Source organism: Rugamonas sp. GW822-FHT03B10 (assembly GCF_058801745.1).
Genome location: NZ_JBXANP010000002.1, coordinates 418,725 through 439,411, shown reverse-complemented (window position 1 = coordinate 439,411; position 20,687 = coordinate 418,725). Strand labels below are relative to the sequence as shown.

Genomic DNA, 20,687 nt, shown 5'->3' with positions numbered 1-20,687 from the left:
CGTCGGTTCAGAACTTGTAGTTCACGCCGAACAGGACGGTACGGCCATACTTGGCGTATTCCAGCATGTGGTCCTTGCTGTCGGCATAGGTCTCGTAAGGCGCGTCGGTCAGGTTGGTGACCTGCAGCAGCACACCCAGGCCCTTGTAGGTGCCTTCGTTAAACGAGTAGCCGACCTGGAAGTCGACCGTGGTTTCACCCTTGACGTAGCGCAGCGCGCGGTCGCCGGCGAAGTTGCCGATCTCACCCACGTAATCGGTGCGGGTGCGGCCGGAAACACGGGTCGAGAAACCATTCTTCTCGTAGTACAGGGTCAGGTCCGACACGTTGCGCGACAGGCCGGGCAGCGTAATCTTGCCGATCGTGGCGTTGACTTCCTTGATGTCGATGCCGCTCTCGGTGTAGGTGGTGCTGGCCGTCATGCCGAAGCCGGCCAGGGCGGGCGACAGCATGTCGAACGGGATCGAGGCCGACAGTTCCGCGCCCTTCACCGAACCGCCATTGCCGTTGTAGGACGTCTTGTACTGGCCCATGTTGGTGATGGCGACCGTGCCCGGCGTGAAGGCCGAGAAGTCGCGCGTTTCCGAGAAATCGTAGATGTAGGTGTCCAGCTTCTTGTAGAAACCGGCCAGCGCCACATAGCCCTTCTTGGCGAAGTATTTTTCCCAGGTGACGTCGAACGCCTTGGCGCGCCATGGATCGAGCTTGGTGTTGCCGCCGCTGCCGCTAGGCAGGCGGGTGCCCTGATCGACGGTGAACTCAAAGCCGGCGTTCAGCTGGTCGACGCGGGGCCGCGCCATCTGCTTGGCCACGGCCATCCGCACGGTCTGGTCGCCGGCCAGGCTGAAGGCCAGGTTCATGCTGGGCAGCACATCGGTGTAGGTGGTGCCATCGGTGAACGGATGGGCGACGCCGTTGTTGTCCGCGTACAGCGAGCTCGACGACTGGTCGGTGCGGATCACCTGGACGCCGACGTTGCCTTTCACGGGCACGCTGCCCACGGCGCTGTCGATGTTGGCTTTGAGGAAGCCGGTGGTGACTTTCTCGGTGACATCCCAGGCGCGGCTGATGGTGCCGGAGTTGTTCGCCAGGCTGTAGTTGATCGGGTCGAAGTACTTGGCGATCACGCCCGGCACGTTCCACGACGGCACGGTGCCGCTGCCGGCGAAGCCCAGGTCGACCGGCGCATACAGCAGGTCGCTGGAGATGGTGGGGTTGCCCTTGGCGAACAGCTGGCCCGACGGCTGGCGCTTGGTCTTGGTGCGGTCGCTGTAGTTGAGGCCCAGGTCGTAGCCGCTGAAGTAGTTCTCCATCGCGCCGCTGGAAGGCAGGTTGGCGATCAGCTTGAACGCCTTCAGCGTGTCCTTCAGGTGCGGCGAGTAGGTGCTGCCGTAGCCGTAGATCGAGTTGCCGGTCAGCAGTTTGGTCGGATCGCTGTAGTTGAACTTGCCGCCCAGCTGGGCGAAGTTGCCGGGGTTCCAGCTCACGCTCATCAGCGGATCGTTCAGCGCGCCGCCACCGGGCGCCTGCAACTGCAGGTTGTTTTCCAGGTAGGTCTCGTCGCGCTTGGCTTCCGAGTAGTTCAGGTCGGCCAGCAGCGACCAGCCATCGAGGTTGAACTTGTTGGCCCAGCCGGCCGTGTTGATCGAATCCTTGCGGTTGTTGTACTGGCCGCGCACCAGCGGGTAGGCGCCGGTGGCGGTGCCGCCCATCAGCGTGCCGTTGACGATGTTGGTGCTGTTGTAGGCGAAGCCGGCCGGATTGTTGCTGCCGTTGTAGCCGCCCAGGTTGACTTCGAACTGGTTGTTGGTGTCGACCTGCTTGAAGTCGGAATGGAACACGTCCAGGGTGCTGGTCCACTGGCGCGAAGGACGGTATTCCAGCACGCCCATCACGCCGGTGCGCTTCAGCGTGCCGCTCTTGGCCAGCGACTTGACGCCGGCCGTGATGTAGGTGCCGTCCGGCACGCCATCGACGTGCTGCTTCTGGAACGGCTCGTAGGTGCCGGTCTCGTGGTCGAGGATGGGCGACTCCAGGTCGGCCACGCCGATCGCCACGCCGATGGTGCGGTTGGCGAACTGGTCGATGTAGGTGGCGCTGATGCGGTGGCCGGTGTCTTTGGCATTGGCGATCTTGCCGATCGAGTTCTGCTCGCCGCGCACGTTGACCGAGAAGGTGCGGCCCGGGAAGGCCAGCGGACGCACGGTCTGCATGTCGATGGTGCCCGACAGTCCCTGGCCGATCAGGCCCGCGTCGGGCGTCTTGTAGACGGTCACGGCGCTCATCAGTTCCGACGGGTACTGGTCGAATTCCACACTGCGGTTGTCGCCGGTGCTGACCTGCTCCCGGCCGTTCAGCAGGGTGGTCTCGAAGTCCGGCGACAGGCCGCGGATACTGATGGTCTGGGCGCGGCCGGCCACGCGCTGCGCGGCCAGGCCGGGCAGGCGGGCGATCGACTCGGCGATGCTGACGTCGGGCAGCTTGCCGATGTCCTCCGCCGAAATCGTCTCGACGATGGAGGTGGAATCTTTCTTGACCGAAATCGCGTCCTCGATGCCGCGGCGGATGCCGGACACCACCACGGAAGCGACCGGCTTGGCGCTCTCGCCCGCATCGGGCGCTTGTTGCGCGTACGCCGGGCCGGCCAGCACGGTCAGCAGCACGGCGCAGCCGGCGGCGACCGGGTTCAATTTAAATGCAACGGCGGCCGGTGCCGAACCGGTGCCCCGCTTCACGGCGGAATTCTTCATTCAAGTCCCCTCACTCATCACTTCACCATTCTTCCCGCTGACGACGTCGGCCACGGGTTCCAAGGAAAACAAGCGTTCTAACAGACGCTCTGGAAACAAGTCTGTACTAAAACTAGATTGCGAGTCAATGAAAGTTATGGGCACTTCGCCGTTTCCGGCCGCACACCCATTGGCTTGCTTGCTATTGTCCGAGCCTCGTTGCGTTTCGACCACACACCTAATCGACTTCTTAATGTAGCTTAACTACAAAATAGTGATGTTAGGCAATAGAGGCGCCGGGCCATGGTGGTCGTGCGGAAAGCGCCGGCAACGCGGGCGCGTGCGGGCGCGACGACGCGCCGGCCCCACTCCTGCCAGGGCGGCGCGTGCCGGGGGTGGCGGATGCGCTAACGCGGTCGGCGCGGCATCATGCCGGGCGCAACGCCCGCAATGCGGTGGGCGGTGCCACCTGCGCGGGGCGCCCCGCCCCCGCTGCGTCATTGAGTTTGAAGATGCTGACGGCCTCGTTCAAGCTAGCCGCCTGCTGCTGCAGGGCGTCGGCCGCAGCGGCGGCCTGCTCCACCAGCGCCGCGTTCTGCTGGGTCACATTGTCCATCTGGCTGATGGCCGTGCTGACCTGCTCGATGCCGTCGCGCTGTTCGGCGCTGGCCGCGGCGATCTCACCGATCATGGACGTGACCTGCCGCACGCTGGCCACCACCTGTTCCATCGTGGTGCCGGCCTGCCCCGCCAGGCGGCTGCCCGCCGCCACCCGTCCCACGGAATCGCCGATCAGTTCCTTGATCTCCTTGGCAGCCGCCGCGCTGCGCTGAGCCAGCGTGCGCACCTCCGACGCCACCACCGCGAAACCGCGCCCCTGCTCGCCCGCGCGGGCCGCCTCCACCGCCGCGTTCAGGGCCAGGATGTTGGTCTGGAACGCGATGCCGTCGATCACGCTGATGATGTCGACGATCTTGCGCGACGATTCATTGATCGAGCCCATGGTCTGCACCATCTGCTCGACCGCCTCGCCGCCACGCTGCGCCACGTTCGAGGCGGCGTCGGCCAGCCGGCTGGCCTCGCTGGCGTGGTCGTTGTTGTGTTTGACGGTGGTGCTCAGTTGCACCATGGAGGCGGCCGTCTGCTCCAGCGAACTGGCCTGTTCCTCGGTGCGGCTCGACAAATCCAGATTGCCGCTGGCGATCTCGACCGTGGCCTGATGGATGGTGTCCGTGCCCTGGCGCACCTGGCCGACGATGCGCGCCAGATTGTCCTGCATGGCCTTGAGCGCGCGCAGCAGGTCGCCGATCTCGTCCATGGTGCTGGCCCGCACCTCGCTGCGCAGATCGCCGGCCGCCACCGTCTGGGCCATGCCCACGGCCGCCCCCAGCGGCACGGTGATGCTGCGGATCAGCCAGCGCACGGTGACCAGACCGACCGCCAGCGTCACCAGCAGCGTGGCCCCCATGACGGTGATGGCGCCCCGGTATTCGCGCGCATTGCCGCGCGCCATCTCCGCCGTCAGCCGGTGCGACTCGGCGCCGATGAAGGCGACGATGTCGTTGATCCTGGCCGTGGGCGCCCGGTCGATGCCCTTGACCAGCTTGTCGACCACATGGGCGGCGTCGGGATTGGCCACGTCGTACTGCTTGAGCGCTTCCAGGTATTTGCCCTGCAGCTCGGTGTGGGTGCGGATCGCCTCGTCGACCAGCGGCGTGCGCAATTGCAGCCGGTCCATGATGGTCTTCAGCTTGCCCAGTTCGGCGCGGGTCGCCTCGCTGCTCTTGACGAAGGCCTTGGAATACTTGTCGAAGGCGGCCGGATCGTTGCCGCGCAACAGGGTGTCCTTCCACTCCTGCACCTGGATCTTGAACTGCACCTGCGCGCTGCGGGCCGTGTCGACCGCCTCGCCCAACATGTCCGAGCGGGCCATGGCCTCGGCGCTGCGGGCATTGCTGCTGTTCAAGGCGCGCCAGCCGCCGCCGGCCACCACCAGCAGCGCGACGAAAAAGAACGCGCCCAACAAGCCCAGCCGCAGTCCGATTTTCAAGTTAGCGAGTTGCATGTCGCTCCCCTCATCAAGATGAATCATGGGCGAAATTCGGACCGGCGACGGTTGGCGCGGTCCAGCGAAAATTGCATGTGCAATAGTTACATCATGCGCTTCCGCACGGAAAAATCAAGCTGGGCCGTTGCCGCCGAAGTCCAGACGATACAGATTGGAGGGGACGCCCGGGGTCAGCTCGGTGCAGCGCACGAATTGCAGGCCCAGCTTGCGCAGCAGCGCGTTCGAGGCGATGTTGTCGGGCCCGGTGATGGCCAGCAGCGCGGGCAGGCGCAGCGTGTCGCGCGCGTGGGCCAGCACGGCGCTGGCGGCCTCGAACGCGTAGCCCTGGCCCCAGCAGGCGGGCCGCAGCGCGTAGCCGATGTCGACGCCGGGCAGGCTGTCGCGCTTGATCAGGCCGCACAGGCCCAGCGGCGCGCCGTCGTCCTTGCGCTCGACGAGATAGAGGGAGTGGCCGAGGCGGCGCTGCATGTCGCGCGGCCCCTGCTCGATCGCGGCGCGGGCCGCCTCGATGGTGTGGATGTGCTTGTCGCCGATGTGGCGCAGCCACGATGGCTCGTTGACCAGCGCCAGGTAGAACGGCGCGTCGTCCGCGTCCAGCGTGCGCAGGCGCAGCCGTGGCGTGTCGAGCACGATCATGCGTTCATTCGGGCCAGTGGGCGCGGTCATTGAGCAACTGGTACATCACGTAGGCGTCCACATAGCCCAGTTGCGGATGGCGGTAGGCGCCGGCCAGCGTGCCGGCCACCTGGAAGCCGAGCCGCTTCCACAGCAGCACGGCCGCCACGCTGGCGCTGATCACGAAGTCGAGCTGCACGGCCAGGTAGCCGGCCTGGCGCGCCGCGCGCAGGCAGTCGGCGCCCAGCAGCTTGCCCACGCCGATGCCCTGCGCGGCCGGGCTGACGACGAAGAAGGCGTTGGCCACATGGGCGCCCCGTCCCGGCTGGGCCGGCTGCAGCCGGTACATGCCCAGCAAGCGCTCACCATTCAGGATGGCCACGTGGCTGGCCGCGCCGGGGCCGAACCAGAAGGCCAGGCAGGCCTCGCGCGTGGTGTCTTCGGGGAAATACAAGGTGTCGCCACTGGCGATCAATTCTTCCTGCACCGCCCACATGGCGTCAAAATCAGCCGGCGTGGCGGGACGTATCGCGATTTCTTTCAAGACAGCTCCAACGGGTAGCCCAGCAATTTTTTTGATAGCCGATTGTCATGTATTTTCAGCGTCAAGTCCAGCGCGCGCATGCAAGCGGAAATCGGTGTGCGCGGGCCGGCCCGGCAAGTCCAGCGTGGCCACGGCGCGCGGCGTGCTGCTGATCACCTTGCCGCGCCGCATCACCATGCGCCGCGCCGCGCGCAGGCGGATCGCCTCCACCGGGCTGGCCGCGTCCAGCAGCACCAGGTCGGCATGGCAGCCGGGTTCCAGGCCGTAGCCATGCAAGCCGAGGATGCGGGCCGGCGCGGCCGTGACGGCCTCGAAGCAGGCGCGCATCGCTTGCTGGCCCGTCATCTGGGCCACGTGCAAGCCCATGTGGGCCACCTCCAGCATGTCGCCCGAGCCGAGGCTGTACCACGGGTCCATCACGCAATCGTGGCCGAACGCCACCTCGATCCCGGCCGCCAGCAGTTCCGGCACGCGCGTCATGCCGCGCCGCTTGGGGTAGCTGTCGTGGCGGCCCTGCAGGGTGATGTTGATGAGCGGATTGGCCACGGCCGCCACGCCGGCCTCGCGGATCAGCGGCAACAGCTTGCTCACGTAGTAGTTGTCCATCGAATGCATGGAGGTCAGGTGCGAACCCGCGACCCTCCCCTGCAGGCCCAGCCGGTTGGTCTCGTAGGCCAGCGTCTCGATGTGGCGCGAATGGGGGTCGTCCGACTCGTCGCAATGCATGTCCACCCGCAAGCCCTTGCCGGCCGCGAATTCGCACAGGATGCGCACCGATTCGGCGCCCTCGGCCATCGTGCGCTCGAAATGGGGGATGCCGCCCACCACGTCCACGCCCATGGCGATGGCGCGCTTGAGGTTGGCCAGCGCGGTCGGGCTGCGCAGCAAGCCATCCTGGGGAAACGCCACCAGCTGCAGATCGAGGTAGGGCGCCACCTGGCGCCTCACGTCGAGCAGGGCTTCCACGGCCAGCAGGCGGTCGTCGCAGATGTCGACGTGGCTGCGGATGGCCAGCAAGCCCTTGGCCACGGCCCAGTCGCAATACTGCAACGCGCGCGCCACCAGCGCGTCCTGGGTCAGCTGCGGTTTCAGCTCGCCCCACAGCGCGATACCCTCCAGCAGCGTGCCCGATGCGTTCACGCGCGGCAAACCGTAGCTGAGCGTGGCGTCCATGTGGAAATGGGCGTCCACGAACGGCGGCGTGAGCAGGTCGCCGCCGGCGTCGATCTCGTGCCGTCCGCGCGGCGCCAGGGCCGGGCCGACGGCGGCGATGCGGCCGTCGGCGATGGCCACGTCGATGCCGCGCCGGCCATCGGGCAGACTGGCGTTGCGGATCACGACATCCAAAGGCGCATCCTTAGACGCGGGCAAAGGCAAAGGCATAGGCGGCTCCCGGCCAGCTTACTTCTTCCAGTAGGAAAACTCGGTCTCGTAACAGACCGTCTCGATATCGGCGATGCGCTCCTGCATCGCGCTTTGCGCATCCAGGATGGCCTGATTGTAGACAGAGGGGCCGATTTCACGCAAACAATAATCGAGCAGCAAGCGGGCCTTGAGCTCGCCGACCTCCTCGTCCATGTTCTCGGCGCAATAGCGCTGGATGGAGGCCAGCAGGCGTTGCTCCACATCCTTGTTCAGTTTGATCGTCATGTTGTTTCACCCGGAAAAGATTATTGTTGCAGCGCATTAATTTACCTGCGCATCGTGCCCTGTTGTATCGCATGGTTGGCGGAAAAAATAACTTTCCAAGCCCTGCAATCGCCGCTAGAATGCATTTATTGCAGCGCATCATAAATTCAGCGCCCAGGCCGTCCGGTGCGCCAGGCCAGCATTTTAATCGTCCCAGGAGAAGCCATGTTTTCGATCCCAGAACAGTTTTCCGCAGCTACGAAATCCCAGATTGAAGCGCAGTTGAACATCATCAACAACCTGGCTGCCAAGGCCGTGGAAAGCGCCGAGAAGGTCATCGCCCTCAATATCAGCACCACCAAGGCCTCGGTGGAGAAATCGTCGTCGGCCGCCCGGCAGTTGCTGGAAGCGAAGGATCCGCGCGAATTCTTCAGCCTGGGCACGGGCCAGGCCAACTACCTGGACAACCTGCTGGCCTACAGCCGCCAGTTGTTCAACATCGCCACGGCCGCCCAGGCCGAGCTGATCCAAAGCGCCAAGGAACAGATCAAGGACGTGCAGCCCACGCTGACGCTGGCCGCGCCCGCCAAGCCCGCCGCCCCGAAAGCGGCGGTCAAGGTGGAACCGGAAGCCAAGGTGGAAGTGGCGCACGAAGCCGTGGTGGAAGCGCCGGCCAAACCGGCCGTCGTGGCCGAAGCCCCTGCGCCCGCCAAGGTGGAGGCGGCCGCCGAGCCAGCGCCCGTGGTGACGGAAGCGGCGCCCGCCGTCAAGGCCGTCGCCTCGCCGACCCCGCCAGCGGCCAAGGTCAACGCCAAGTCCAAGAAATAAGGCGCAGCCAACCGGAAGCAAAACCGGGGTCAGGTCATGCCATCGCGCAAAATGCGCAATGGCATGACCTGACCCCGGTTTTTTTGCGCTTGTTGTATCCTAGCGCACACCACGCCAGCGCCCGCCCGCCAGCTTGCACCTGCAAGGACTACAACAGTATGAATTTATTCGGCTTGATCGGCCACTTCGTGCGCCAGCATTACCGCGCCTATGCGGCCGCCGGCGTCATGCTGGCCGGCGTGGCCGCGCTCGGCGTGTGGGTGCCGCGCAAGGTCGGCGCGATGATCGACGGCCTGGCTGCGCACCGGCTGGGCGGCAACGCGCTGCTGCTGGAGATCGCTTCCCTGCTGCTGATCGGCGTGGCCATCTACTTCCTGCGCGTGGGCTGGCGCCAGACCCTGTTCGCGGCCGCCTACCAGCTCGGCGTGTCGCTGCGCACGCGGCTCTACGAGCGGCTGGCGCGCCAGGGACCGGCGTTCTATCAGCAACAGCGCACGGGCGACCTGATGGCGCTGGCCACCAACGATATCGACGCCATCGAACTGGCGGCCGGCGAAGCCATGCTGGCCGGCTTCGACGGCTCGCTGACGCTGGTGATGGTGCTGGGCGTGATGCTGCTGGGCGTGGACTGGCGCCTGGCCGCCGTGGCCCTGCTGCCGTTCCCCTTGATGGGACTGGCGTTCTGGCGCATCTCCAGCCACATCCACAAGGCGTCCACGGACGCGCTGCGCTGCTTTTCCGCCCTCAACGACCACGTGCAGGAAACCCTGGCCGGTGTGCGCACGCTGCGCGCGCTCGGTCTGGAGCAGCGCAGCGCCGGCCAGTTCGCGGCGTTGACCGAGCACGCGGCCAGCGCCAGCCTGCGCGCGCAAGTGTGGGAGGCGGCCTACGAGCCGGCCGTGGGCCTGACGCTGACGGCGGCCAGCGCCCTCACCCTGGGTCTGGGCGGCTACCTCGTGTGGCACGACCAGCTCACCATCGGCGCGCTGACCAGCTTCACCATGTACCTGGGCCAGCTGATCTGGCCCATGTTCGCGGCCGGCTGGGTGCTGTCGCTGATCGAACGGGGCCGCGCCGCGTGGGCCAGGCTGCAGCCGATGCTCGACGCGCCGCTGGCGATCGACGACGAGGGCACGCTGGCGGCGGTGGCGCCCGGCGCGCTGGCATTGCGCGACGTGGGCTACGCCTATCCGGGCCAGACGGCACCGGCCCTGGCCCACCTGACGCTGACGCTGGCGCCGGGCCAGACCCTGGGCCTGGTGGGGCCGACGGGCAGCGGCAAGTCCACGCTGCTGCGCGTGCTGCTGCGCCAGCTCACCCCGCAGTCGGGCAGCGTGCAGTGGTCGGGCCAGCCGATCGCCGCCTACCGCCTGCACGCGCTGCGCGATGCCATCAGCTGGGTGCCGCAGGAGTCGTTCCTGTTCTCGGCCACCATCGCCGACAACATCGCGCTGGCCCGTCCCGACGCCAGCCGCGCCGACGTGGAGCGGGCCGCCACGCTGGCCGCCATCCACGACGACATCCTGCTGTTCCCGGACGGTTACGAGACGCAGGTGGGCGAGCGCGGCATCACGCTGTCGGGCGGCCAGCGCCAGCGCGTGGCCATCGCCCGCGCGCTGCTGGCCGATAACGACCTGCTGCTGCTGGACGACGCGCTGTCGGCCGTGGACACGGGCACCGAGGCGCGCATCCTGCAGCACCTGGAACAGCTGCGCCAGGCGCGCCCCGGACGCAGCGCCATCATCGCCAGCCACCGCCTGAGCGCCGTCGTCAGCGCCGATCTGATCGTGGTGCTGCGCGACGGCCATGTGACCGAATCGGGCAACCACGAACAACTACTCGCGCAGGACGGCTGGTACGCCAGCCAGTGGCGCTATCAACAACTGGAGGCCAGTCTCGATGCAAGCTGACCACGACCTGCAACCGCACGACGCGCGCCGCCAGACCTTGCAAGCGGTGGCGCTGCTGCGGCGTGCCGCGCAGCCGGACCGTCGCCATCTGGGCTGGGCCGTGCTGTGGCTGGTGCTGGCCGCGCTGCTGGAGGTGCTCGGCCCCATCATGGGCAAGGCGCTGATCGACCAGTACCTGCTGCCGCACCGCCTCGACTGGCCGCGCATGGCGGCCCTGCTGGCCGGCGTGCTGCTGACGGGCTGGGTGGCCAGCGGCCTGCGCTACCTGCAACTGGTGCGTCTGTCCGGCCTGGCCATGCGCTCGGTGCGGCGCCTGCGCGAAGAAGTGTACGGCCACGTGCTGCGCCTGCCGATGGCCTTCTTCGACCGCGCCATCACGGGCCAGCTGGTGTCGCGCGTGACCAACGACACCGAGGCCGTCAAGACGCTGTACGTGCAGGTGCTGTTCGTGATGCTCGACAGCTCCATCGTGCTGATCGGCACCGTGTGCGCGATGGCCTGGCTTGACTGGCACCTGATGAGCATCGTGCTGGCGCTGCTGCCGGCCGTGCTGGCCATCATCTGGCTGTACCAGCGCTGGAGCGCGCCGGCCGTCACGCGGGCGCGCGCGCTGCGCAGCGACATCAACGGCCAGATGGCCGAGTCGATCGGCGGCATGAGCGTGCTCCAGGCCAGCAACGCCGAGGCCCGCTTCGCAGCGCGCTTCCGCGCCACCAACGAGCGCCACTACGAGGCCCGCATGGCCGAACTGCGCGCCAACGCCTGGCTGCTGCGGCCCGCGCTCGACCTGCTCAACATCGTGCTGCTGGCCTCCGTCATCTTCGCCTTCGGCCAGCGCGAAATGACGGCCACGGAGGTGGGCGTGCTGTACGCCTTCATCAGCTACATCGCGCGCGTGATCGAACCGCTGATCCAGATCACCATGCAGTTCAGCCAGTTGCAGCAATCGGTGGTGGCCAGCGCCCGCGTGGCGGCCCTGCTCGACGAGGCGGGCGCGCCCGAACACGCCGCGCAGGAACAGGCGGCGCACGAAAACACGGCGCACGGGCGCGCCACAGCGCAGCGCCCCGCGCCGCGCCTGCACGACGCCAACGCGCCGGCCGTGGCGCTACGCCACATCAACTTCGCCTACGTGCCGGGCCAGCCCGTGCTGCACGACCTGTCGCTCGACATCGCCCAGGGCGACTTCGTCGGCATCGTCGGCCACACCGGCAGCGGCAAGTCCACGCTGCTGTCGCTGCTGCTGCGCTACTACCCGGTGCAGCAGGGCGCGATCACCATCCTCGGCGCGCCGCTCGAATCGATCGCCAACGCCCAGTTCCGGGCCGAGGTGGGGCTGGTGCCGCAGGAGCCGTTCCTGCTGGCCGCGTCCGCGCGCGAGAACATCGCCATGGGGCGCGACTTGAGCCAGGCGCAGATCGAGGCGGCCGCCCGCGCGGCCCACGCGCACGACTTCATCATGGCGCTCGAACACGGCTACGACACGGCGCTGGGCGAAGGCGGCTCGCGCCTGTCGGTGGGCCAGAAGCAGCTGATCGCCATCGCCCGCGCGCTGGCCGGCCAGCCGCGCATCCTGCTGCTGGACGAGGCCACGTCCCACATCGACAGCCAGACCGAGCAGATCGTGCAGACGGCGCTCGACGAATTGCGCGGGCGCGTCACCATCATCGCCATCGCGCACCGGCTGTCGACCATCCGCGAGGCCGACCGCATCGTCGTGCTCAACCATGGCCGCATCGCCGAATCGGGGCCGCACGCGCAATTGATGCAGGTCGACGGCGGCCTGTACCAGCGCCTGTACCTGCTCCAGCAACTGGCGGCCTGACCACGGCCGTTTGATATGGATCAAACAATTTATCTTCGCTTAATATTGTCTCAAATACCATTAAAACTGTAGTAAATCACCAACTCCGTTGATAGAACGGCCAGCGATTTGTGCGGATTCGGCCTAATATCAGGCGTGCGCTGGACTTTCTGGACTGCAACACGAATATAATTGTCTAGACACTTTGCGCACCACGGGCGCAGTGCAGGTGGAGGTGACGCGTTGGCAGGATGGATGGCATTTTCGTTACCCGGCGCGCGGCGCCTGATGATCGCGACGGCCTTGCTGGCGCCGGTGGTGACTTGCGCCCAGACGCCGCTCGACCAGCGCATCGCCGAGGTGCGCGAACAAAGCCGCTTCGTGCCCGACAAGGCGCTGGCCCAGCTGCTCAAGCTGCAGACGGAGGCCGACGGCGCGCCGGCGGCCACCCGCGCCGAGATCATGTCCCAGATCAGCCTGGCCCATATGCGGCTGGGCGAGAACGACGCCGCGCTGGCCCAGGCCGAGGCCGTCATCGCCTACGGCAAGGCCCAGCGTAACGACGCCATCGTGGCCAACGGCCTGCTGTCGAAGGCCTATGTGAAGTTCGCCCAGGCCAACGTCAAGCAGGCGCACCAGCTGGCGTTCGAGGCCGAGGCGACGGCCGCCCGCACCGGCGACCTGCCGCTGCGGGTGCAGGCCACCATCACGGCCGGCCAGGCCCACGCGGAACGGGGCGACTTCCCGACGGCGCTGGTCAAGCTGCAGGCGGCCGTGGACCTGGCGCGCCAGATCACGGACCAGCTGCCGCTGGCCACGGCGCTCAACGCCCTGACCCAGTTGTACAACCAGATGCACGAATACGACAAGGGCTTCGCCGTGCTCGACGAACTGCTGCGCGTGACGCGGGCGCTGCATTCGGCCGGCCGCATGGCCGTGGCCAAGGACACGGAATACGGCCTGGCGATCGAAGCCAACCAGCCGGCGCGCGCGCTGCGCGCCTTGCAGGAGGCGCTGGCCCTGGAGCGCCAGCTGGGCGCGCAGCGCATGATCGCCAACACGCTGGTGAACCTGTCGGACAACTTCCTGAAGGCGCGCGATTACGCGCGCGCGCTGCGCTACGGGAACGAGTCGCTGCAGGCCGCGCGCGAGGCCGGCTCGGCCCCGATCGAGGCCACCGCCCTGGTCAACATCGGCGAGGCGTACATGGGCATGGGCCGCATCGCCGACGGCAAGAAGAGCTTCGAGGCCGGCCTGGCGTTCTACGAGAAGGCCAACAGCAAGCCCGATCTGCAAGCCGTGCTGCTCGAATACGGGCAGGCGCTGGAGAAGGCCGGCGATCTGCGCGGCGCCGTGGCGGCCTACCACCGCGAGCGCGCCCTGTCCAACGAACTGTTCGAGAAGCAGCGCCAGCAAGCGGTGCTGGAACTGCAGGAGAAATACGAGGCCGACAAGCGGCAGCGCCAGATCGAGCTGCTCAGCCGCGAGAACCAGGTCAAGGGCGCGGAACTCGACAACCGCCGCCTGCAGCAGCGCGTGTGGTGGCTGCTGGCCCTGGTGTTCGCGCTGGCGGCGGCCGTGGTCGGCCTGCTGTACCGGCGCGTGCGCCACGCCAACGCCCAGCTGGAAGTGAAGAACCTGGAGCTGAAGGCGCAAAGCGCGCTCGACCCCCTCACCTCGCTCTACAACCGGCGCCACTTCCAGGACTACATGCGCGGCCACGCGCCGCCCGAACGGCGCGAGCCGCCGCCCCGCTCCAGCGGCGGCGACGACATCGTGGGCGCCCTGTTCCTGCTGGACGTGGACCACTTCAAGCACGTCAACGACAGCTACGGCCACGCGGCCGGCGACGCCGTGCTGAAGATGATCGCCGAGCACCTGCGCATCGCCCTGCGCGAGACGGACATGATCGTGCGCTGGGGCGGCGAGGAATTCCTCGCCTTCCTGCCCGCCATCCCGCGCCACGGCGTGGACGAGGTGGCGCGCCGCATCCTGGAGACCATCTCGGCCCAGACCGTCGAGTACCAGGACCACCGCATCCAGGTCAACGTGTCGGTCGGTTTCGCGCCGTTCCCGCTGTTCCCGGACGAGCGCGCGCTGTCGTGGGAGCGGGCCGTCAACCTGGTCGACATGGCGCTCTACCTGGCCAAGGCCCACGGCCGCAACCGCGCCTACGGCGTGCGCGGCTTCGCCAATTTCGCCGACACCTCGATGGAGGCGATCGAGCAGGATCTGGAGCGCGCCTGGCGCTCCGGCTTCGTGGACCTGAGCGTGGTGCTGGGGCCGGCCGTGGACGGCCCGCCGCCGGCCGGTTCGGAACCGAGCAATGTGGTGCCGCTCAAGCAGGCGGCCAAGAACGGGCACTAGGAAGGGCGGCCGCACACCTGCCGCGTTGATGCGATAACACGAAGGGGGATGCACCATGAATCTTCGACTGAGCACCATGCTGCTGGCCGCGCTGCTGTGCGCGCACGCGCACGCGGCACCGCCCGCGCCCGCGCCCGCGCCCGCACCTGCGCCCGCCGGCGACGTGATCGGCACCATCCAGAGCCTGCAAGGCACGGTCACCATCGCCCGCGCCGGCGCCACGTTGCCGGCCACGGTCGGCACCACGCTGTACCGGGGCGACCAGGTCCGCACCGGCAAGCCCGGCGCCGTCGGCATCGTGCTGGGCGACGACACCACCATCTCGGCCGGCTCGTCGAGCGAACTGGCGCTGAACGACTACCTGTTCGATCCCAACAACGGCAAGTTCGCGCTGGTGGTGCGCATGCTCAAGGGGACCTTCTCCTACATCACGGGCCAGATCGGCAAGCTGGCGCCGGACACGGTCAAGGTGCGCACGCCCGACGCCACCATCGCCACCCGCGGCACCAAGGTGCTGATCGAAGTGAAGGAATGACCATGCGAGGACCAACCATGCGCTTCCAAACCATGCTCGTCCAACGCATGAAGCTGGCCGCCGCGCCGGCCCTGGCCGTGGCGCTGCTGGCCGGCTGCGCGGGCGGCGCCAGCGTGATCCTGGTGCCTGACCAGCAGGGCAAGGTCGGCAAGGCGGAAGTGAGCACGGAGGGCGGCAAGCAGCTGCTGACCGAGGCCGGCGCCATGACGCGCACGGCCGGCCCGCGCCAGGCGCCGGCCGCCGTCACCAGCGCCGATCCGGCCTACATCGCCAGCACCTTCGCCGAGGCGCTGGCGGTGGAGCCACCGGCCGGCGAGACGTTCACGCTGTACTTCAAGTCCGGTTCCTCCACCCTGGCGGCCGAGGACCAGAAGATCATCGACGACATCGCCGCCGCCGTGAAGCGGCGCGCCGCCATCAGCGTGCGCATCAGCGGCCACACGGACAGCACCGGCTCGGCCGCGCTGGACACGGCGCTGTCGCTGGAACGGGTCAAACAGGTGCAGGCCCTGTTGCTGGAGCGCGGCGTGCCGCCGGCGCGCATCAGCACCTCCTACCACGGCAAGGGCAACCCGGCCGTGCCCACGCCAGACGGCGTGGCCGAGCCGCGCAACCGGCGCGTCTTGGTGATCGTCCACTAAGGCCAGCGGCCCGCCGCCCATGCCAACCGCCGCGCGCCCGCCACTCCTGCGCCGCCTGCTGCCGCTGCGCGAAGGCCAGGCGCCGCTCTACGCGCTGGGCCTGTGCCTGACGCTGGCCGTGGCCCTGCTGTCGATCTTCCAGCCGCCGCCGTTGCAGCAGCTCGACCTGCTGATGTACGACATGATGGTGGCCGGGCGCGCGGTGCCGCCGCCGCCATCGGCGCCGGTGGTGGTCGGCATCGACGAGGACAGCCTGGCCGCCTATGGCCAGTGGCCGTGGCCGCGCTACCGGCTGGCGCAGCTGGTGCGGCAACTGCGCCAGCTGGGCGCCACCGTGGTGGTGCTGGACTTGCTCATGCCCGAGGCGGACCGCACCTCGCCCGAAGTGATCGAACACGAACGGCGGCGCGACCTGGACGCCACGCCAGCGCCGCCGCCGGCGGCCGACAGCAATTCGCAGCGCCTGGCCGACGCGCTGGCCGAGGGCCCCAGCGTGCTGGCCTACTACCTCGACTTCAGCCAGCCGGGCGCGCCCGCCACGAAGATGGCTACGCCAGGCGCCACGGCCACGACTACGCCGACTGTCGCGACTGCCGCGACTGCCGCGACTACCACAACTGTCGCGACGACCACGACTGTCGCGGCGACCACGACCACAGCGACGACTAAGGCGACGGCCACCGCCCCGGCCGCGCCGGACGGCACCGTCGTGCTGCGGGCCGATGGCGGCCATGGCTGGCACATGCCGCAGGCCGGCGCCGTGCTGCGCAGCGTGCCGTCGCTGACGGCCGCCGCCGGCGCCGAGGGCTACACCAACGCGCTGGAAGACCTCGATGGCACGCTGCGCCGCGTGCCACTGCTGCTGCCCGTGGCGGGCAAGGAGCGGCCGTCGCTGGCGCTGTCGGCATTGCTGCTGACGACGCACGAACGGCTGCTGCGGCTGGGCAAGGACGGCGGCGACTTCACGCTGTACTGGGACCGCCACGCCATCCCGCTGGATGCGGCCGGCAACCTGCTGCTCGACTACCGCAACGCCAGCCATGCCTACCTGTCCGCGCGCGCCGTATTGGACGGCAAGGTCGCGCCGGACAGCCTGCGCGGCAAGATCGCCCTGATCGGCACCTGGGCCCGGGGCCTTGGCGACTGGCACCGCACGCCGTCGGGCAAATGGCTCAATGGCCTCGACATCCACGCCACCATCATCGACAACGTGCTCAGCGACACCTTCATCGCCCGCCCCGACTGGGCCAGGGGCGTGGAACTGACGGCCGTGCTGCTGGCCGGCGTGGCCGGCACGCTGATGCTGAGCCAACCCGGTTATGTGCTGTCGCTGCTGGCCGTGCTGGCCGGCACCGGCGGCTTCTACTGGACCGCGCGCCAGCTGCTGCTGGAGGCCGGCGTGCATCTGTCGCCGCTATTCCCCATCATGGCGCTGGTGCTGATCACCACCTGTCTGAGCCTGCTGAAGTACGGCATCGAGGCGCGCAAGCTGCACGCCCGCACCCAGGACTTGTACGAGGCGCAGGACGAGATCATCTTCAGCCTGTCCGTGCTGGCCGAGTCGCGCGACAAGGACACCGGCCAGCACATCCTGCGCACCCAGCGCTACGTGGAAATCCTCGCGCGCGAGCTGGCCAGCACGCCCGCCTACGCCCACCTGACGCCGTCGGACATCGAGCTGTACGCCAAGTCGGCGCCGCTGCACGACATCGGCAAGGTCGGCATCCCCGACAGCATCCTGCAAAAGCCGGGCAAGCTGACGGCGGGCGAATACACGATCATGAAGACCCACCCGCTGATCGGCGCGGCCACGCTGGCGCGCATCATCGTCGGCCACGGCCACCCGGAGAAGCGCCACTTCCTCAACTACGCGCGCGAGATGATCGAGGCCCACCATGAGCGGTGGGACGGCGGCGGCTACCCGCACGGTCTGCGCGGCGCGGCCATCCCGCTGGCGGGCCGGCTGATGGCGCTGGCCGACGTGTACGACGCGCTGATCAGCAAGCGCGTCTACAAGCGCGGCTACACGCACGCCGAAGTGTGCGCCTACATCGCCGAACAATCAGGCACCCAGTTCGATCCCGACCTGGTGGCCGCGTTCCAGCGCCGGCACGAGGAATTCTTCCGCGTGGCGCAGGAATACGCGGACGTTCACGCGGACGACGGCGACGTGACCGCCCCCTGAGCCACGCCCGCCCGCTATCGAAGCGCGCGGCGCGGCCGGATGTGGCCGCCTGATGTGGCCACCTGATGTGGCCGCCTTATGTTGCGGCCTGGTTTTTTTGCGGCCTTATTTGGCGGCCTTCTCGTCCTCTTTCTTCTCGCGCTCCTCGCGGGCCTTCTCCTGGATCTTCTCGCCCGCCTCCTCGATCTTCTTGCCGGCCACCTCGGTCGCCTTGTTGAGCTGCTGGCCGGCCTCGCTGGCGGCCTTTTGCAGCTTCTCGCCGGTGTCCTTGGCCGCCTCCTGCGCCTGCTGCGTGGCCTGGTCCAGCTTGCGGCCCATCTGTTCGGCCGGCCCCGGTTCCTCCTTCTTCTGGCAGCCCGCCAGCACGGCGCCCAGCGCCATCACGGCCAATACGGATTTCGTCGATATCGTCATGGTTTTCTCCTGTCAAAAAATACACAATAATGGACCACAGCATACACCAGCCCGGATTGCGCACGGTGTCACGCGGCGATTGACAGAGGCCCCCTGAATCCCGACAATAGCACGACCGTTCACTTCCCTTGAAAGGCAAGGCCATGACCGAACCGCATGCCGTCGCCCACCGCATCTGCCCCCTGTGCGAGGCCAGTTGCGGCCTTGTGATCGAACGCGAAGGCCAGCAGGTCACGCGCATCCGCGGCGACGAGGACGACGTGTTCAGCGCCGGCTTCCTGTGCCCGAAAGCCGTCAGCCTCAAGGATCTGCACGAAGACGGCGACCGCCTGCGCACCCCGCTCATCAAGCGCGACGGCCGTTTCGTGACCGCCAGCTGGGACGAGGCGTACGCGGAAATCGAACGGCGGCTACCGCCCATCATCGCGGCCCACGGCGCCGACGCCGTGGCCACCGTGCTTGGCAATCCGGTGGCGCACAAAATGAGCCTGATGCTGTACTTTCCGCGCCTGGCGCGCGCGCTGGGCACGCGCAATATGTACTCGGCCTCCAGCGTGGACCAGGTGCCCAAGATGCTGTCGGTGGGCCTCATGTTCGGCAACTGGATGACCGTGCCGGTGCCCGACATCGACCGGTGCGACTACCTGCTGGTGCTGGGCGCCAACCCCATGGTCTCGAACGGCAGCATGTGGACCGTGCCCGACTACCGGGGCAAGGCCAAGGCGCTGCGCGCGCGCGGCGGCAGGATCGTCGTGATCGACCCGCGCCGCACGGAGACGGCGCAGGCGGCCGACGCCCACCACTTCATCCGCCCCGGCGGCGACGTGTTCTTCCTGCTGGGCCTGGCCCACACGCTGTTCGACGAAGACCTGGTGCGCCTGGGCCGGCTGGCGCCGCACGTGGCGGGACTGGACGCGCTGCGCGAAGCCGTGCTGCCCTACCCGCCCGAGCGCATGGCGGCCCGCTGCGGCGTGCCGGCCGACGTGACGCGCGCGCTGGCGCGCGAACTGGCTGCGGCGCGGCGCGGCGCCATCTACGGCCGCATCGGCACCTGCACCCAGCAGTACGGCACGCTGGCCTCGTGGCTGATCGACGCCATCAACGTGCTGACCGGCCACCTGGACACCGAAGGCGGCGCCATGTTCCCCAAAGCCGCCGCCTTCGCCGCCAACACGCGCGGCAAGCCGGGCACCGGGCGCGGCGTGGTCATGGGCCGCTACCGCAGCCGCGTGGCCGGCGCGCCGGAAGTGATGGGCGAGCTGCCCGTCACCTGCCTGGCCGAGGAGATCGACACGCCCGGCCCCGGCCAGGTGCGCGCCTTGATCGCCATCGCCGGCAATCCCGTGCTGTCCGCACCCAACGGCGCGCGGCTGGCCAAGGCGCTCGACCAGCTCGACTTCATGGTCAGCCTCGACATCTACCTCAACGAGACGTCGCGCCATGCGGACGTGATCCTGCCCGGCGTCTCGCCGCTGGAGGACGCGCACTACGACGTCAGCTTCGGACAACTGTCGCACCGCAACCACGCGCGCTACAGCGCCCCCGTGCTGGCGCGCGCCGACGGTCAGCCGGACGAATGGGAAAGCCTGCTGCGGTTGGCCGCCATCGTCAAGGGCATGGGCCGCGACGCCGATCTCGACGCGTTCGACACGGCGCTGCTGGAGGAGGAGGTGCAGAAGTCGGCCGGCCCGGCCACGCCGCACATCATGGCCGCGCTGGCGGGCCGGCGCGGTGTGGAGCGGATGCTGGAACTGGCCCTGCGCAGCGGCCCGTACGGCGACCAGTTCGGCGCGCGGCCCGACGGCCTGACGCTGGCCAAGGTGCAGGCCGCGCCGTCCGGCATCGACCTCGGCCCCATGCAGCCGCGCATTCCCGAAGTGCTGCGCACGCCGTCGGGCAAGATCGAGCTGGCGCCCTCGCCCCTGCTGGCCGACCTGACCCGGGTGGCCGACGCGCTGACCGAGCCGGACCACGTGTCGGAACTGGTCATCATCGGCCGCCGCCAGCTGCGCTCGAACAACAGCTGGATGCACAACCTGCCCGTGCTGGCCAAGGGCCCGTTCCGCTGCACGGCCCTGGTGCACCCGGCCGACGCGGCCCGGCTGGGATTGACGGACGGCGGCCGCGCCCAGCTGCGCAACGGCGCGCGCATGGTGGAAGCGCAGGTGGAACTGAGCGAGGAGATGATGCCGGGCGTGGTCAGCCTGCCGCACGGCTGGGGCCATGACTTGCCGGGCACGCAACTTGGCGTGGCGGCCGAGCGGCCCGGCGCCAACCTCAACGCGCTGCTGGACGAGCAGTTGCGCGACCCGCTGTCGGGCAATGCCGTACTATCGGGTATCGCGATCGAGATGCGGCCCTGCTAATCTTAACGGCCAGAACCCGTCATACCCGCGCAGGCGGGTATGACGGGGTCTTA

15 protein-coding genes are annotated in these 20,687 nt (G+C 68.2%); 8 read left to right on the top strand and 7 right to left on the bottom strand.

The features are described from left to right. Nucleotides 1–7: 7 nt before the first annotated feature. The 6 genes from AC1RQG_RS05090 to AC1RQG_RS05065 all read right to left on the bottom strand — a co-directional run bounded on the left by AC1RQG_RS05090 (nt 8) and on the right by AC1RQG_RS05065 (nt 7,605). The gene (locus tag AC1RQG_RS05090) at nt 8–2,749 is read right to left on the bottom strand and encodes a TonB-dependent receptor (protein ID WP_493128949.1); all 2,742 of its coding nucleotides are present in this window, start codon (nt 2,747–2,749) and stop codon (nt 8–10) included. Nucleotides 2,750–3,155: 406 nt separating this feature from the next. Beyond that, complete coding sequence (locus tag AC1RQG_RS05085) at nt 3,156–4,793, bottom strand: methyl-accepting chemotaxis protein (protein WP_493128947.1); 1,638 nt, start codon at nt 4,791–4,793, stop codon at nt 3,156–3,158. Between the two features lie 114 nt (nt 4,794–4,907). Continuing rightward, complete coding sequence (locus AC1RQG_RS05080; protein WP_493128945.1) at nt 4,908–5,462, bottom strand: GNAT family N-acetyltransferase; 555 nt, start codon at nt 5,460–5,462, stop codon at nt 4,908–4,910. After that, nucleotides 5,437–5,955, bottom strand: a complete 519-nt coding sequence (locus tag AC1RQG_RS05075) for a GNAT family N-acetyltransferase (RefSeq protein WP_493128943.1) — start codon at nt 5,953–5,955, stop codon at nt 5,437–5,439. Before AC1RQG_RS05075 ends, AC1RQG_RS05080 begins: the two co-directional genes overlap by 26 nt. Nucleotides 5,956–6,000: 45 nt before the next feature. After that, nucleotides 6,001–7,302 carry an amidohydrolase family protein gene (locus tag AC1RQG_RS05070; RefSeq protein WP_493128941.1) on the bottom strand — a complete coding sequence of 434 codons (1,302 nt, stop codon included), beginning with the start codon at nt 7,300–7,302 and terminating at the stop codon, nt 6,001–6,003. Nucleotides 7,303–7,356: 54 nt separating this feature from the next. Beyond that, on the bottom strand, nt 7,357–7,605 hold the full coding sequence (locus AC1RQG_RS05065; protein ID WP_182163305.1) for a DUF2164 domain-containing protein: 249 nt from the start codon (nt 7,603–7,605) through the stop codon (nt 7,357–7,359). Between the two features lie 204 nt (nt 7,606–7,809). On the opposite strand from AC1RQG_RS05065, the gene AC1RQG_RS05060 reads away from it, so the two are divergent. The 7 genes from AC1RQG_RS05060 (at nt 7,810) to AC1RQG_RS05030 (ending at nt 17,854) form a co-directional block, all read left to right on the top strand. After that, nucleotides 7,810–8,412: a phasin family protein gene (locus AC1RQG_RS05060; protein WP_493128939.1), complete on the top strand. Its 603-nt coding sequence runs from the start codon at nt 7,810–7,812 to the stop codon at nt 8,410–8,412. Nucleotides 8,413–8,570: 158 nt separating this feature from the next. Continuing rightward, nucleotides 8,571–10,322: an ABC transporter ATP-binding protein gene (locus tag AC1RQG_RS05055; protein ID WP_493128937.1), complete on the top strand. Its 1,752-nt coding sequence runs from the start codon at nt 8,571–8,573 to the stop codon at nt 10,320–10,322. Further along, nucleotides 10,312–12,147: an ABC transporter ATP-binding protein gene (locus AC1RQG_RS05050; RefSeq protein WP_493128935.1), complete on the top strand. Its 1,836-nt coding sequence runs from the start codon at nt 10,312–10,314 to the stop codon at nt 12,145–12,147. The genes AC1RQG_RS05055 and AC1RQG_RS05050 overlap by 11 nt, the downstream gene beginning before the upstream one ends. Nucleotides 12,148–12,381: 234 nt before the next feature. After that, nucleotides 12,382–14,493 carry a GGDEF domain-containing protein gene (locus AC1RQG_RS05045; protein ID WP_493128933.1) on the top strand — a complete coding sequence of 704 codons (2,112 nt, stop codon included), beginning with the start codon at nt 12,382–12,384 and terminating at the stop codon, nt 14,491–14,493. 55 nt (nt 14,494–14,548) lie between these two features. Further along, complete coding sequence (locus AC1RQG_RS05040) at nt 14,549–15,028, top strand: FecR family protein (protein ID WP_493128931.1); 480 nt, start codon at nt 14,549–14,551, stop codon at nt 15,026–15,028. A 17-nt stretch (nt 15,029–15,045) separates the two neighbouring features. After that, nucleotides 15,046–15,669, top strand: coding sequence for an OmpA family protein (locus AC1RQG_RS05035; protein WP_493128929.1), 624 nt, complete (start codon nt 15,046–15,048; stop codon nt 15,667–15,669). Nucleotides 15,670–15,688: 19 nt separating this feature from the next. Next, complete coding sequence (locus AC1RQG_RS05030) at nt 15,689–17,854, top strand: CHASE2 domain-containing protein (protein ID WP_493128927.1); 2,166 nt, start codon at nt 15,689–15,691, stop codon at nt 17,852–17,854. Nucleotides 17,855–17,959: 105 nt separating this feature from the next. Here AC1RQG_RS05030 and AC1RQG_RS05025 read toward each other — a convergent pair whose 3' ends face one another. Next, on the bottom strand, nt 17,960–18,268 hold the full coding sequence (locus AC1RQG_RS05025) for an apolipophorin (RefSeq protein ID WP_493128925.1): 309 nt from the start codon (nt 18,266–18,268) through the stop codon (nt 17,960–17,962). Nucleotides 18,269–18,411: 143 nt separating this feature from the next. Here AC1RQG_RS05025 and AC1RQG_RS05020 point away from each other — a divergent pair, with 143 nt between their 5' ends. Beyond that, nucleotides 18,412–20,634, top strand: coding sequence for a molybdopterin-dependent oxidoreductase (locus AC1RQG_RS05020; RefSeq protein ID WP_493128923.1), 2,223 nt, complete (start codon nt 18,412–18,414; stop codon nt 20,632–20,634). Nucleotides 20,635–20,687 lie beyond the last annotated feature (53 nt).

Bases quoted from the DNA above. Each gene is read 5' to 3' on its own strand.
- AC1RQG_RS05090 (WP_493128949.1), bottom strand. From the start codon at position 2,749: ATGAAGAATTCCGCCGTGAAGCGGGGCACCGGTTCGGCACCGGCCGCC.
- AC1RQG_RS05085 (WP_493128947.1), bottom strand. From the start codon at position 4,793: ATGCAACTCGCTAACTTGAAAATCGGACTGCGGCTGGGCTTGTTGGGC.
- AC1RQG_RS05080 (WP_493128945.1), bottom strand. From the start codon at position 5,462: ATGACCGCGCCCACTGGCCCGAATGAACGCATGATCGTGCTCGACACG.
- AC1RQG_RS05065 (WP_182163305.1), bottom strand. From the start codon at position 7,605: ATGACGATCAAACTGAACAAGGATGTGGAGCAACGCCTGCTGGCCTCC.
- AC1RQG_RS05060 (WP_493128939.1), top strand. From the start codon at position 7,810: ATGTTTTCGATCCCAGAACAGTTTTCCGCAGCTACGAAATCCCAGATT.
- AC1RQG_RS05055 (WP_493128937.1), top strand. From the start codon at position 8,571: ATGAATTTATTCGGCTTGATCGGCCACTTCGTGCGCCAGCATTACCGC.
- AC1RQG_RS05050 (WP_493128935.1), top strand. From the start codon at position 10,312: ATGCAAGCTGACCACGACCTGCAACCGCACGACGCGCGCCGCCAGACC.
- AC1RQG_RS05045 (WP_493128933.1), top strand. From the start codon at position 12,382: ATGGCATTTTCGTTACCCGGCGCGCGGCGCCTGATGATCGCGACGGCC.
- AC1RQG_RS05040 (WP_493128931.1), top strand. From the start codon at position 14,549: ATGAATCTTCGACTGAGCACCATGCTGCTGGCCGCGCTGCTGTGCGCG.
- AC1RQG_RS05035 (WP_493128929.1), top strand. From the start codon at position 15,046: ATGCGCTTCCAAACCATGCTCGTCCAACGCATGAAGCTGGCCGCCGCG.
- AC1RQG_RS05030 (WP_493128927.1), top strand. From the start codon at position 15,689: ATGCCAACCGCCGCGCGCCCGCCACTCCTGCGCCGCCTGCTGCCGCTG.
- AC1RQG_RS05025 (WP_493128925.1), bottom strand. From the start codon at position 18,268: ATGACGATATCGACGAAATCCGTATTGGCCGTGATGGCGCTGGGCGCC.
- AC1RQG_RS05020 (WP_493128923.1), top strand. From the start codon at position 18,412: ATGACCGAACCGCATGCCGTCGCCCACCGCATCTGCCCCCTGTGCGAG.